This is a genomic window from Flavobacterium sp. HJ-32-4, from assembly GCF_022532105.1.
Lineage (GTDB): Bacteria > Bacteroidota > Bacteroidia > Flavobacteriales > Flavobacteriaceae > Flavobacterium.
Genome location: NZ_CP092832.1, coordinates 3,029,604 through 3,044,414 on the forward strand (window position 1 = coordinate 3,029,604; position 14,811 = coordinate 3,044,414).

The window sequence follows — 14,811 nt, forward strand, 5'->3', positions numbered from 1 at the left end:
TTAAGGCAGGGAGGTTCTCTTTTTCGAGAGGCACCTGTCTGACTCAAACTTAATTTAACCACCAACAAATTATGAGAAAATTACAAACGCATTTTTCCGGAAGCAATGTCGTCCGACGGATGCTTTTCCTGTTGCTTCTTTTGGGTTCCGCGGGTACGTGGGCGCAAAAAACGGTAACGGGGACGGTTTCCGATCCGGACGGACTGACGCTGCCGGGTGTTACCGTGTCTGTTAAGGGCACTAACGAGGCCGTCGTGACCGATATCGATGGTCGTTACAGCATCAATGCGGCTGGCGACGCCACATTGGTCTTCTCCTTCGTGGGATTCGTCTCGCAGGAAGTCGCCGTCAATAACCAAAGCAAAGTAGACGTAAAGCTAAAAAGCAGTGTCGAAAGCCTTGACGAGGTTGTCGTAATTGGTTACGGCACCCAGAAAAAAGACGACGTGAACAGCGCCGTTTCGAGCGTCAAAGCCAAAGACATCGAAAATCTCAAGCAAACCACTGTTGACCAAATGCTTCAGGGCAAGGCGGCCGGTGTGACGCTGACCAACAACTCCGGACAACCGGGTAGTTCTGTATCTATCAAAATCCGCGGTGCCACGTCGATTACGGGAACCAACGAACCCCTTTACATCATTGACGGTGTGCCGGTTTCAGGTGACGCGACGGGCAAATCGATGAGCGGCCGCCCGATCGCCGGAAACGACTTTTCGTCAAACGGACAGGCGGGTAACAACGCCGTATCACCGCTTTCTATGCTGAACCCGAACGACATCGCGTCGATTGACATCCTCAAAGATGCCTCCGCTACCGCTATCTACGGGTCACGGGGTGCGAATGGGGTCATCATCATCACGACAAAATCGGGTAAGAAAGGAAATGGCAAAATCTCGTATGAGGGCTATACCTCCGCCGCTGCCATTTACAAAAAGCTCGATGTGCTAAACCTGCCACAGTATGCGGCACAACAAACCGCGTTGGCTACGATCTACAACCAGCCAGGCGCCATCCGCGATGAGTTCCTACACCCGGAATTGCTGGGGCCAGGTACCGATTGGCAGGATGAAGTGTACCGTACGGCGGTGACACAAAGCCACAACATCTCTTTTTCTGGCGCTACTGACCAGGTATATTACTACCTATCAGGCGGTTTTATGGATCAGGAAGGTGTGGTACTCGGGTCGGGCTATAAGCGCTACACGATGCGTACCAACGTAGATGGTAAAGTAAAAGAATGGCTTCGTGCGGGCGCCAACGTCAGCACCGGTATCACCAACGAACAACTGACCGTAAATCAAAGCTACAGCGGTTTGATCAGCGGTACGTTATTGCAGGCGCCGGATATCCCGGTACGTAATGCTGACGGAAGTTTCGCAGGCCCGCTGTCAAACGACCAGAACGCGACTTACTTCAACCCGGTGGCTGAAGCACTCGTGCGGGATAACAAACTCGTACGCAAGAACTTCCTTGGTAACCTGTATGCTGAAGCTACCCTCTTCAAAGGGCTCAAATACCGCGTCGAATTGGGTGCCAACACCGAATTCACTGACCAGCAGGATTTCCTTCCGACCTATTTCTGGGGCGTACAAACGCACACCGCGACCGAATTATGGAAACGCGGCTCGAACTGGTACTCTATTAACCTCAAGAACCTCCTCAGCTATGACCGCACGATCAAAAAACACAAGTTTACCGTGCTTTTGGGACAGGAGGCGAACGACAGCCACTGGGAAGGACTTAACGTCTATTCGGTAGGCGCGCAGGTCAACAACCCGGCCACTGTAAATCTTGGTTCGGATATCATCGTCACACAGAATGATTACTACAAAGGAAGCGCTTCCCTCTACTCACTCTTCGGACGGGTATTATACGACTTCGACGACCGTTTCAGCTTCTCGGCTTCCTACCGTGCTGACCGCTCGTCAAAATTCGACCCGGTAGCCGGTAAAAACCAGTGGGGCTACTTCCCGGCTGCTGCCGTTTCCTGGAAGCTTTCGAATGAGAAATTCATGGAAAGCACCAAGAAATACATCGACAACATCAAATTCCGTGTCGGCTACGGTGCCACCGGTAACCAGCAAATTCCGAACAACCGCTACACCGCGTTATTGCAGCCCGGTACATCCGGACTTGGGCCAGGCTACACCATCCAGAACATGCCGAACCCGAACCTTACGTGGGAATCGATGAAACAAACCAACATCGGACTCGATTTTACTATGCTTGACTCAAGGCTGAGTGCGAATATCGATTACTACATCAAAAAATCGGAAGGATTCCTCTTCCGCGTGCCGCTGCCAAGTTACCTGACGGGTCCTGGTTCGTACTATGGTGGTATCGATGCGCCTTACTCGAACATCGGTTCCATGGAGAACAAAGGTGTTGACATCACGCTGACGTATGCTACGAAGGGTACATCGTCCCTTTCATGGAATTCAACCTTCGTATTCTCCCACTACAAAAACGAATTGGTCGGCTTGCAGGACGGATTGATCCTGACCGAATCCATCAACACTAACGGATACATCCCGGTTGACGTTACCAACACCAAAGTAGGCCAACCAATTGGTATGTTCTACGGCTATGTGGCAGAAGGTATCTTCAACAGCCTCGACGAGCTGAATGCGGCTCCGATCCAGTTCGACCAATCGGTAGGCACCGGAGCAGGACAAACGTATCTTGGTGACATCAAATACAAAGACGTGAATGGTGACGGCGTTGTCAACGGTGCTGACCGTACGATTATCGGTAACCCACACCCTGACTTCACCTTCGGTTTCACCAACACCTTCAAATACAAAAACTTCGACCTGTCGGTATTCGTCCAAGGGTCTGTCGGCAACGACATCATGAACCTAACCTGGAGAAACGGCACCACCAACGCCCAGTTGTATGTTAACCAGTTGACCGACGCACTGAATTACTGGACGCCGGAAAACACCAATACCAACATCCCACGTCCGATTGGATCAACGTCTAACCCTAACATTTTGATCTCCAGCCGTTATGTAGAAGACGGATCGTATGCCCGTATCCAAAACCTGACACTGGGCTATACCCTACCGTCCGAACTGGCTTCTAAAATCAAAATGACGAGAGTCCGTGTGTATGGCAGCGCCCAAAACCTCCATACGTTCACCAAATACCGCGGCTACGATCCTGAAATCGGTTCGTTCAACCAGAACATCCTGTTGTCAGGTATTGATAACGGACGTTATCCACAGCCACGCGTATTTTCATTGGGCATCAACGTAGAATTCTAAAAAATTGAAAATGAAACAGAAAATAGTAACATTAGGAAAGCTTTGTTTAGGGCTCACCGTACTGGCATTGTCCATGGCTTCCTGCGAGTCTGATTTTACGAATCGCCCGCCTGAGGATGCCATCAGCCTTGACTCGTACTACAGCACCAATGAACAGGTAGCCTCCGCCACCAACGTTCTCTACTCGAGATCGTGGTTTTTATTCCAGACAAAATTCCTCTATGCGGTAAGCGAAGTCGGATCAGGCAACATGTACAGCGGCTCGTCCGACGTAAGTGCCATGGTGAACTTCTCGCTCAACGGCAGCGACCCGGAATTGAAAAACGGCTGGGATGCACTGTGGGGCAACATCGCACAGGCGAACGCCATCATCAACTTCCTTGAGGCCCGTACGGGTCCGGCAGTTGATCCGGAAGTACTCCAGAACACCATCGGAGAGGCGTATTTCCTCCGCGCGACGGCCTACTTCTATCTGGTGCGTCTGTGGGGACCTGTGCCGATCATCGAGAACAACCTCGACTACATCAACCAACCGCAATTGAGCACCAACCGCATCGAAGACATCTACACGCTGATCGAACGCGACTACCTCGCTGCTATCGACCGTCTATATGAGAAAAACCGTGGCAGTAACTATTCCGCTAATGGTCACGTATCAAAAGGATCGGCCAAGGCAATGCTGGCAAAAGTGTATCTCTATGAGAAGAAATACACCGAAGCCCGCCAAATGGCCGAAGACGTCATCAACAGCGGCGAGTTTAAGCTGTTAGGCGGTGCGCAATTGCCGGGTAAATCGTATTACGACCTGTTCACCTATCCGAACAACAACAACGAAGAGTCAATCTTCGCCCTGCAATGGCAATGGGACGGCACCTATGGTTCCGGCAATATCTGCAACACGCAATTCGGTATTTCCAGTGCCAACCTGACCACGTCAAACTGCTCGTATGGAGGCGTATTCGGTCCGTCACAAGACGTACTCAACCTATACAGCGATGGTGATGTACGGAAACACGCTACTCTGATGATTCCAGGCGACACCTACCCGGATATCAAAGTCCTCGTCAATGGCGGCCAAACAGCCCAGGTAGGCTTTACCGTGCCACCTGCCGACCAGATTGGAGGCCAGATGGCGGGTGCTGCTATCAAAAAGTACTGTATCGGTATCGAAAACGGCAACCTGACCGGCCCGACGCAAATCGGTGGTAACGGCGCAATGTCAAACAATACCTATATCATGCGCTATGCCGACCTTCTCCTAATCCATGCGGAAGCGGTTTTGGCCGGTGGTGCCAGCACATCGGATGCATCTGCCCTGGCTTCGTTCAACGCCGTACGCAACCGTGCCGGTCTTTCCAGCGTCTCGACTATAACATTCGATGACATCTTCCTTGAAAGAAGAAAAGAGCTTTGCTTCGAAGGTGATTTTTGGTTCGATCTCGGCCGTCTGCCGCGTGCACAGGCGATTGCCTTCATGGCTGCCCAAAACCGTGGTAACATGTTCGCTGCGCAGTATTTTACGCCAGACGAATCTGACTTCTACCTGGACTATCCAGATGCCGAAGTCGCCAAAAATCCTAAGCTTATGGAGGATCCGGTTCCTTATGAATTCAACTAAATAAATTGAATATGAAAAGAAAAACAATGATGAAAACGTTCGTCTACTTCCTCCTCGCAGGCAGCATGGCGATGGTGGGTACTTCCTGCTCCTCTGACAGTGAGGGCAGCGGTGGCGCACCAATGATTGAGAGTGTGGCGGCTGCGGCCGATGCCAACCTTGAACCGGTAACCGTCGGGTATGCCGCCAATATGTATGTCATACATGGCTCAGGCTTCGCTACGACGCAAAAGATCTATTTCAACGACACGGACACGTACTTTAATCCCGTTTTGGTGACTGACACGGATATCTTCGTGACGATCGATCGTGACACCCCATATGCCGATGTATCGAACAAGCTCCGTGTGGTCACTAAAAACGGAGAAGCCGAATTCGACTTTGTGGTCGCACCACCGGCACCGGGCGTACACAGTTTCAACCCGATTAATGCCGCCGACGGACAGGAAATTACCATCTACGGATCGTATTTCCTCAATCCGGTGGTAATGGTGGGGAACAACCAGGCACAGGTCGTATCGAGTACCCTGACGGAAATCCACGCGATCCTACCGGCGGGTTCACAGAACAAGAAGGTAACCGTGACCACCATTTCCGGCTCTGCTGAATACGGAACTGCTGTAGGTACTGCCATCTACGACGACGTTTTCTACAGCCCATGGAACATCGAAAGCTGGAACAACCACGAGTATGTGACCAACTTCGCACAGGCCGCGCAGGGCACCACCTTCATCAAGAAATCGATCGAAGGATGGGGCAACATCCAGGGGAACTGGAACTGGAACGACCAATTGTCGAACTACACCGGTATCCATTTCTTCCTTCGTTCGGATGACGCCGGAAAACTGGTATGGATTGTAAATGGCAACGGATGGGGTAACGCGGACCATGCGATCACCACGTCGAAAGACTGGAAAGAGGTGCGCTTAACGTGGGCACAGCTCGGAAACCCGGCCGCCCTTCAGAACATTTCGTTCCAAGAGTTTACAGGAAGTACACATAATTACTACATCGACAACATCGGCTTCACCGTCGACTAAGCGTTAGTATTGGTTGAGTTAGTTATTGAACGCATTCCCCGGATGGCTCCGGGGAATGTTTCATTAGATACCCTATGAAAAAAATCCTTTTAGCTACTACCCTGCTTGGCCTGACCGCCTACGCACAAACCGTCACCAAATTTGAAGGCCTGGCCCAGACGCCGCCCATGGGCTGGAATTCCTGGAACACCTTCGAAACACATATCAGCGAATCACTGGTCAAAGAAATGGCCGACCAACTCGTGGCTTCCGGCATGCGCGACGCCGGTTATACCTACATCGTGCTCGACGACGGCTGGATGGCACGGGAACGCGACGCCGACGGCAACCTCGTACCCGACCCGGAAAAATTCCCGTCGGGAATGAAGTCGTTGATCGACTACGTACACGCCAAAGGCCTGAAATTCGGACTCTACAACTGCGCGGGTACCAAAACCTGTGCGGGCTATCCGGGCACACGCGGATACGAATACCAGGACGCCCGATTCTACGCCAAACTCGGCATCGATTACCTCAAGTACGATTGGTGTAATACCAAAGGCATCTCGGCCCGTGAAGCCTATGCTACCATGAGCGACGCCCTGAAAACAGCCGGGCGTCCCATCGTATTCAGCCTGTGTGAATGGGGCGACAACCAACCATGGGAATGGGCCACGCCTATCGGCAACCTTTGGCGGATATCGGGTGATATCTATCCCTGCTTCGACTGCGAGTTCAAACACCCCGAAAACTGGTCGTCATGGGGCGTGATGCGGATTGTGGAAATGCGAAAAGACATCCGTAAATACGCGGGGCCCGACCACTGGAACGACTTCGACATGATGGAAGTCGGCAACGGGATGACACTAGCCGAAGACCGCAGCCACTTTACCCTGTGGTGCATGCTCGCCTCGCCGTTGATGGCCGGAAACGACCTTCGGGCCATGACCCCCGCCACACGCGACATCCTCACGAATACCGAACTCATCGCCGTCAACCAGGACCGGTTGGGTATACAGGGATTTCGGGCGGAAACCGATAACGGACTCGAAGTATGGGTAAAACCCCTATCGGATGGATGGGCGTTTACGTTCCTCAACCGTTCCGATACGCCCCGTACCCTGAACTATGATTGGACGAAACATACGATTATCGATCCAGACTTCGGCACTACCTTTGACGGTAAAACAGTATACACCATCCGCGACCTCTGGGCACACCGCGACAAAGGTACCACCCGGAAACCGCTCTCAATTACGCTGGCACCACATGATGTTACCACCCTTAAACTCTACAAAAAATGAAGAACTGGATTTTTTTCCTCCTATTACCACTCGTTGGGTTGGCGCAAACATCCCCACCCTACGGCGCGTTACATGTTGAAGGCACGCAACTCACGGGTGAAAACGGGCAACCCGCTGTCTTGCGCGGCACCAGCTTTGGTTGGCATTGCTTCTGGCCGCGTTTTTACGAATCGGCTACCGTATCGTGGCTGAAGAAAGACTTCGGGGCCACGGTGGTGCGTGCCGCCCTCGGTGTTGAACAGGGAAATGAAAAATCGTATTTGGCCAACCCTGAATTGGGCATGAAATGCATCGAAAATGTGATCGATGGTGCCTTAAAATCGGGCATCTATGTAATCGTCGACTGGCACAGCCATAACATCAACCAAGCGGAAGCAGAAGCGTTCTTCGACCTCATCTCGAAAAAATACGGGAAGCATCCCCATATCATCTACGAGGTGTTCAACGAGCCGGATGAGGAAACCTGGCCGGAGATAAAGAAGTATGCCGAAGCCGTGATCGCCGTGATCCGGAAGAACGATCCCGACAACATCATCCTGGTGGGTTCACCCCGTTGGGACCAGGAAGTACAGCTCCCCGCCGCTGACCCGATCAAAGGCTATTCCAACCTGATGTATACCATGCACTTCTATGCCGCTACCCACGGAAAATGGCTGCGCGACCGAACGGATCAGGCCCTATCGGCCGGACTCCCCATCTTCGTGTCAGAATGTGCCGGTATGGAAGCAACGGGCGACGGCCCCCTCGACACCACCGCATGGAACGACTATGTCGAATGGATGGAAAGCCGCAAAATCAGTTGGGTAATCTGGTCGGTGTCCGACAAAGACGAAACGTGTTCGATACTGCGTCCGTCAGCCTCCTCCACCGGAAAATGGCGGGAAATGGACATCAAGCCATGGGGCCTGTTGGCACGTGAGTCGATCAAAAAGTACAGCGGAAAACAACCGTAGGTGAATGTCGGGTGTAAAAGGAATCCCGTATTTTAGCATTGTCAAAAACTTCTGGCAGTGGCAAACATCAAATCGATCTATTCGATAAAAGACCTTGAAAACCTTTCGGGCGTAAAGGCCCACACCATACGAATCTGGGAACGGCGCTACCATTTGCTGGCCCCGATGCGCACCGAGAACAACATCCGGTATTACGATACCCACAACTTCCAGAAGCTCCTGAATGTCGTAGTCTTGCTTCGGTACGGTTTCAAAATATCCAAATTGTCGAAACTCACCGAAGCAGAACTACAGGCACGGGTCAACGAAATCCGTTCCCATAAATACGACCGCGACCACGTGGCCCACCAGTTCAAGCTGGCCATGATGACCTTCGACCAGCAACTGTTCATGGAAACCTATGATTCGTTGGTGCCCGATCGGTCGTTCCGTGAGATTTTCTTCGATTATTTCCTCCCCTTGTTCGATGACATCGGGGTGTTGTGGCAAACCAAGACCATCACGCCGGCCCATGAACATTTCATCAGCTACCTGGTGCGATTGAAGATACTGGCCAATACGAACGCGTCTATGGCAAACCCTGCTTCGCCTTCCGGACAGGTCTATGCCCTCTTCCTGCCCCATGGGGAAATACACGAACTGGGACTGCTGTATCTGAACTACGAACTGCTGTCCCGCGGGCATCATACCATCTACCTCGGCGAAAACCTGCCGGTTGATACGCTCGAAGGATTCAAGACCTTGTTTGACCAGGTTACCTACATCAGCTATACTACCGTAGCCCCGTCACCCGATGCCCTTGACGACTACATCCACGAAATGGCCACCAGTGTGCTGACCTCGAAGGACGCGTTTTGGCTTGTGGGTGGCCGGTTGTCTGACAAAACACCTCCTTCACCACACATCCGGTTTTTTGGGTCGCTGCGCGAGATTGTTGAGGCCCTGCCTGATTAATTGAAAATAAAAAAGGGAGACTCTCGTCTCCCCTTTCCTTGGCATAACCAAACCAAAACACATATTAAAGACTAGGCAATAGTACTTTATCCACTACATGTATCACACCATTTGAAGCCTGAACATCGGTCGCAGTAATGTTGCTGACACGATTACTGGCATCGGTAATTTTGGCACCACCCGTCAGGCCGATGGTGAAAGACTGACCTTGATAGGTTGTAACTGACATGTTATTTGTCAAAGAGGTAGACAGCACATTTGCACCCGCTACTACGTGGTATTTCAAGGTGTTCTCGAGGGTAGACTGAGAGATGTTAGCCAATCCGGCCACGTTCAACTCACCCAACAGATTGGTGAAGGCCGTGTTGGTAGGGGCAAAAACGGTAAACGGACTGTTAGCAGTTCCCGACAGGATGCCGGCAAAGTCAGGCTGGTCGTTGCGGGTCAGCGCCTGAACCAGTACCGAAAAGTTCGGGTTGGCAATCGCATGGTTCACGATGGTAGGCAGATCCAATACGTTGTCAACAATATGGATTACGCCGTTTTTAGCATCGATGTCCTCTGTAACAACAGTACCACCACCGTTAGAGGCACCACCGTTCAACACCACACCATTAGCAGTGTTTACGAACATGCTCAGTGTATTGGTTGTTGAAGCACCGCCTTTCGCAAGGGTTTTTACGTAGCCTGTAGTCAACTGGCCGGAAGTTACCTCGCCAGCGATCACGTGGTTGAGGAGGATTTCTTTCAGCGCTGCCTCTGGCACTGCCTCCAGTGAAGCAAACCCTTTGGCCTGAAGAAAGGCATTGAACTTGTCGTTGGTGGGTGCGAACACCGTGTATTTTGTTGTTCCGTCGAGTGTAGCGTCAAGTCCGGTGCGTTGTAGCGCGCTTACCAGTACACTCAGGTTGGCATTGCCTGCCGCAATTTCTGTGATGGTTTTGTTGGAGGTGCTGTTGTTGTCGTCGTCACTACTGCACGATCCCAGGGTTACAAGGCAAACTAGTAAAGCAATTTTTTTCAAGTGTGTTTTCATAGCTATTGGTTTTTTTTGTTGCTGTAAAAGTACCAACGAAATCGATTTGTTTAACGCTTTTACAAAAAGATTAAACAAAGTTCAACCAATATTTTTTGGGCTACAAACCCCATACACACCGCAATTAACTGTAAAAGTGATACTTACACAAATAAAAATGTTCAACCTAATTTGAACTTAGGTTGGACAAAATTGTGTTAAGGACAGATCGCTGGATCGGACGCGTGCCCGTGCGCAACTAGGCGAGACCTTTTTTACTGTTTAAGGAAGATGTATCCGCCTTTCTCTGCGCCCCACACCTGTTTGCCTTCGATGTCGAAGCCCTGGTCCCACGAGACGATCTTACCCGGCGATACGGTAACGGTGGATTTGGCGAAGCTGGCGCCGCGGAGTTCACTCGGACAAGTTTTGTCGCCGGTCTTTCCGGAATAGGTTCCTTTATCTGTTTTGTCTAATACCACCTCACAGCCCGCTTTCAACTCGATACCGTCCAATGGCAGGGCGTCAAGGGCTTCCGGCGTTTTCCAGCTACCGATCCATTTTTTCTCGTCTTTCAGCGTATACACCTCGCTCACATACTGCCCATTCCGCATCGAAAGGCGGTAAATGCGCACACGATACGGCTTGTCCTGCCGATTGGCCAACGCCTGCTCTACATATAAATAGTGACCGCGGTCTTTCCAGATCGGCACCATACGGAGGGAAATGTTGTAGTAATTGGCACTGTCGGCCTTCGCCTGTAGTTCAGACGAATAGGTGCCCGCCATCGCCCGCTGCAAGTCATCTAGCAGTTTGGTTTCTTTCTGGGCAAAAGAGGAAAACGATAACAGGAACAGACAAATAAGGGTGGCAAGGCGTTTCATGAATGTTTTTTTGCAAAGGTAGGAAGTTCCCCGATTCACCGGCACGCGGATTTAGCGTTTGCTGAACCCCTCAAAACCATAATTTCTGCGATATTGGCATCGCATCGGGTTTGCGGCAATAACGTCGATACGTAACCCTATCATAAGAACCTGATGCGCTGCTATATGACCGATTGCGCACTTATCCTACCCCCTCAATTATTTCGGCAACTTCCGTTTGCACCGATGCCGGTTTACCTCGTGGAAGAAGCCCTGTTCTTTCGCCAGTTCCGCTTCCATAAACAAAAAATTGCCTTCCACCGCGCCAGCATGAAAGCCTATGCCGATTACCTGGAGGCCAAAGGCTACGAGGTGCACTACATCGCTTCGACGGACGCAGAATCGGATATTCGCCTGTTATTGCAGCGGATTTGTGGGGATGTTGGAATGACGCTCCACTGCTACGACCCCGTCGACGACTGGATACAACGGCGGATTGAAAAGAACGCATCGTCGGTGGTATGGTACCGAAATCCGTCCTTCCTGCTTGACAAAGCCGACCTTCACGAGTACTTTGGTCGCGACCTGAAATCCTTCCACATGGCGGATTTCTATGCCCTGCAACGAAAAAAGTTCCGGATCTTGATGGACGGCAGCAAACCCATAGGCGGCAAATGGAGCTTTGATGCCGACAATCGGAAGCGCTATCCGGCGAAAGCCACCCCCCCACCGGTGCGGTATCCGGATGCCGATGCCTATTACCGGGAAGCCGTCGCCTACACGCTCAATCATTTCAGTGAAAACCCGGGCGCCCTGCCCGATACCCCGCTTTATCCCACGAATTTCAAAGACGCCGACCGCTGGCTCGACGATTTTCTCGAAAACCGCTTCCACGGGTTTGGTCCGTATGAAGACAGTATCGTCGCCAATGAGTCCATCCTGCACCATAGCGTATTGTCGCCTTTGCTCAACGCCGGATTGCTTGAACCCGGTCACGTACTGGAACGCATCCTTGCTTTCGCGGAACAGCACGACGTTCCATTAAACTCAACCGAAGGACTCGTTCGTCAACTCCTCGGCTGGCGCGAATTTGTGCGCGGGGTATACGAATACCGCGGACGCCAACAACGCACCTCGAACCGTCTCGGCCACACACGGGCGCTGCCCGCCTCCTTCTACGACGGCACCACGGGCATCCCACCTATCGACCAAACCATCCGGAAGCTGCTCAAAACCGGCTACGTGCACCACATCGAGCGGCTGATGGTGTTGTCGAGCTTCATGAACCTCTGTGGATTCCACCCCACCGCCGTCTACCAATGGTTTATGGAACTGTTCATCGATGCCTACGACTGGGTGATGGTGCCGAACGTCTATGGCATGGCGCTGTTTGCCGATGGTGGGATGATGAGCACAAAACCCTACGTAAGCGGCAGCAACTACATCCGGAAAATGAGCGACTACAAAACGGGTGACTGGGAAACTACCTGGGACGCACTGTTCTGGACTTTCATGGACCGCCACCGTCCGGTCTTTGGGAAAAACCCACGGTTAAGTGTGTTGATGTCGCATTGGGATAATATGGACCCCGAACGGAAGGCGATGTTAGTGGAGCAAGCGGAGGTTTTTTTGAGTAGGCAGGTTTAGTCGCAGTCGCAGTTTCAGTAGCCGTCACAGTCGCGGTCGCGGTTAACAATCAGTGAGAGGCGACACACTACGATCACAGGTATCCACTTTTTCCCGAAATTAGCATCCGATATACCCCTTTACGCCTACCGCGAGGAAGGAAGATATCCGATAAGACGGCCTCCCCATGTACGAACCCTTTCAATCCGATTACCACCGCCTCGGCGACCTGCTCGAAGCCGTGAAAAAACAGAGTCTGCAGTACCTGAGTGCATTACCCGACCGCCCTACCCGGGCCGGGGCACCGCCGCCAACTGAACCCGCTGCTTTACCCCTTGACGGACTTGGGGGCGAAGCGGCACTGCAACGGTTCAATGCGCGATGGGAGTCGCAGATGGTAGCCTCTTCCGGTCCGCGCTATTGGGGCTTTGTCACAGGCGGATCCACACCGGCTGCGCTTGCCGGCGACATGCTGACCTCCGTATACGACCAAAATACCCAAAGTGTCAACGGCCACGGCGACGTATCGGCCGCACTGGAACGGGAAACCATCGACCTGCTGCGCGACCTGTGGGGACTCCCCGCCCACTTTTTCGGAGGCTTCGTAACGGGTGCCACGATGTCGAACTTCACCTCACTGGCCGTCGCCCGTCAGTGGTGGGGCTGCCAAAAAGGGATTGACATCGCCAAAGACGGCATGACCGACGGTATACGCATTTTTTCCGCATCGGCGCATTCCTCCGTCATCAAATCGCTGTCAATGCTTGGCATCGGAAGCCGCAACCTCATCAAAGTCGCTACCCTGCCCGACAACCGCGAAGCGATGGACCTGCACGATCTAGACATCCAGCTCGCCCGACTCGCGCCCAACGAACCCTTTATTATCATCGCCAGTGCCGGTACCGTCAATAGTGTCGACTACGATGATTTCACGGGTATCGCCGCCCTTCGCAAACGCTACCCCAACGGTTGGCTGCACATCGACGCCGCCTTTGGGGCCTTTGCCGCCTGTTCACCCGCGCACCGGCACTACCTGGCGGGTTGGGAAACCGCCGACAGCATCACCGTCGATTGCCACAAATGGCTGAACGTGCCCTACGATAGCGCCGTCTTCCTGATCGACGACAAACACCGGATGCACCAAGTCGAAACCTTCCAGAACTCGAACGCTCCCTACCTCGGCGACCCGATGGAGACCTTCAACTACCTCAATTTCCTGCCCGAGAACTCGCGCCGCCTCCGTGCCCTACCTGCCTGGTTCTCCTTACAGGCCTACGGAAAAAGCGGTTACGAAGCGCTGGTAACCCGTTCGATCGCAAACGCCCAACAACTCGCGGCGCTGGTTGAGCAGAGTCCGTATTTTGAACTCCTGGCACCGGTGTGGCTCAACAACCTCGTCTTTACCCTACAACCCCAGAACGGCTGGACGGCCGACCGTTTTCTGCACGCCCTTACCCAAACCGGACGCGTCTTTATGACGCCCACCATCTGGAACGGCACCAAAGCCCTCCGGGCCTCGTTTGTCAATTGGATGACCCGACCGGAAGACGTAGAAGAAGCCTTTACCCTGATGGAACGACTGGCGGCGCATCCGATGCCGGAAGATGTATAACACCCACTTTAGACACCGTCCCGATGAAACTGCTTACCCTCTTTCTCACGATTTTTTCGCTTACCGCCGCCCAAGCCCAAACGCGGTTTCCCGACCGCTGCATCGGCGTCTGGAAAGGCACCATGACCATCCAGAACCAGGCGGGGAAGACCGTTGACAGTGTGCCGGTGGTGTTCACTGTCGCGAAACTGACAGCCGATACGTGGACGTGGAAAATGGAGTACAAATCGGAGAAATACCCCATCGTCAAAGATTACAAACTCGTAGCCGACCCGAAACAGGAGAACGTCTACCGCACCGACGAGAGCGACGGCATTGCCATCCGCGAACAGGTGTTCGGATCGCGGCTGATGTCGTTTTTCGAAACCGACAACATCCTGCTCACCGCCACCTACGAACTTCGCGACACCATGCTCTACTTTGAAGTGGTAGCCGCCAACAAAGGCGCTGTTGAAACGCATAACGGCGTGGGCAGCTATGCTATTACGAATGTGCAGCGTGTGGAGTTACGGAGAGAATAGTGCCTGAGGGCCTGAGCTCCTGAGTCCCTGAGTCCCTGAGCGACCAGCGACCAACCACCG

At 52.7% G+C, this 14,811-nt stretch carries 11 protein-coding genes; 9 read left to right on the forward strand and 2 right to left on the reverse strand.

All coding sequences use genetic code 11. From position 1 onward, the window contains the following. Positions 1–71: 71 nt before the first annotated feature. From MKO97_RS12985 to MKO97_RS13010, 6 genes are all read left to right on the forward strand, one after another. Positions 72–3,266 carry a TonB-dependent receptor gene (locus tag MKO97_RS12985; RefSeq protein WP_241103639.1) on the forward strand — a complete coding sequence of 1,065 codons (3,195 nt, stop codon included), beginning with the start codon at positions 72–74 and terminating at the stop codon, positions 3,264–3,266. A gap of 10 nt (positions 3,267–3,276) precedes the next feature. Beyond that, positions 3,277–4,884, forward strand: coding sequence for a RagB/SusD family nutrient uptake outer membrane protein (locus MKO97_RS12990; RefSeq protein WP_241103640.1), 1,608 nt, complete (start codon positions 3,277–3,279; stop codon positions 4,882–4,884). An 11-nt stretch (positions 4,885–4,895) separates the two neighbouring features. After that, the gene (locus MKO97_RS12995) at positions 4,896–5,924 is read left to right on the forward strand and encodes an IPT/TIG domain-containing protein (protein WP_241103641.1); all 1,029 of its coding nucleotides are present in this window, start codon (positions 4,896–4,898) and stop codon (positions 5,922–5,924) included. A 74-nt stretch (positions 5,925–5,998) separates the two neighbouring features. Beyond that, positions 5,999–7,207, forward strand: coding sequence for a glycoside hydrolase family 27 protein (locus MKO97_RS13000; RefSeq protein ID WP_241103642.1), 1,209 nt, complete (start codon positions 5,999–6,001; stop codon positions 7,205–7,207). Continuing rightward, on the forward strand, positions 7,204–8,160 hold the full coding sequence (locus MKO97_RS13005; RefSeq protein ID WP_241103643.1) for a glycoside hydrolase family 5 protein: 957 nt from the start codon (positions 7,204–7,206) through the stop codon (positions 8,158–8,160). The genes MKO97_RS13000 and MKO97_RS13005 overlap by 4 nt, the downstream gene beginning before the upstream one ends. A 57-nt stretch (positions 8,161–8,217) precedes the next feature. Beyond that, positions 8,218–9,114 (forward strand): MerR family transcriptional regulator, encoded by an 897-nt coding sequence (locus MKO97_RS13010; protein ID WP_241103644.1) that lies wholly within the window; start codon positions 8,218–8,220, stop codon positions 9,112–9,114. Positions 9,115–9,178: 64 nt separating this feature from the next. Here the strand turns inward: MKO97_RS13010 and MKO97_RS13015 are convergent, their stop codons facing one another. Next, the gene (locus MKO97_RS13015) at positions 9,179–10,150 is read right to left on the reverse strand and encodes a fasciclin domain-containing protein (RefSeq protein ID WP_241103645.1); all 972 of its coding nucleotides are present in this window, start codon (positions 10,148–10,150) and stop codon (positions 9,179–9,181) included. A gap of 254 nt (positions 10,151–10,404) precedes the next feature. Beyond that, positions 10,405–11,013: a chromophore lyase CpcT/CpeT gene (locus MKO97_RS13020; RefSeq protein WP_241103646.1), complete on the reverse strand. Its 609-nt coding sequence runs from the start codon at positions 11,011–11,013 to the stop codon at positions 10,405–10,407. A 165-nt stretch (positions 11,014–11,178) separates the two neighbouring features. Here MKO97_RS13020 and MKO97_RS13025 point away from each other — a divergent pair, with 165 nt between their 5' ends. The 3 genes from MKO97_RS13025 (at position 11,179) to MKO97_RS13035 (ending at position 14,751) form a co-directional block, all read left to right on the forward strand. Continuing rightward, positions 11,179–12,639, forward strand: a complete 1,461-nt coding sequence (locus MKO97_RS13025; protein ID WP_241103647.1) for a cryptochrome/photolyase family protein — start codon at positions 11,179–11,181, stop codon at positions 12,637–12,639. Positions 12,640–12,805: 166 nt separating this feature from the next. Next, positions 12,806–14,230 (forward strand): pyridoxal-dependent decarboxylase, encoded by a 1,425-nt coding sequence (locus tag MKO97_RS13030; protein ID WP_241103648.1) that lies wholly within the window; start codon positions 12,806–12,808, stop codon positions 14,228–14,230. 23 nt (positions 14,231–14,253) lie between these two features. Continuing rightward, entirely contained in the window at positions 14,254–14,751 is a 498-nt protein-coding gene (locus tag MKO97_RS13035) for a hypothetical protein (RefSeq protein ID WP_241103649.1), read from the forward strand. Positions 14,752–14,811: the final 60 nt, after the last annotated feature.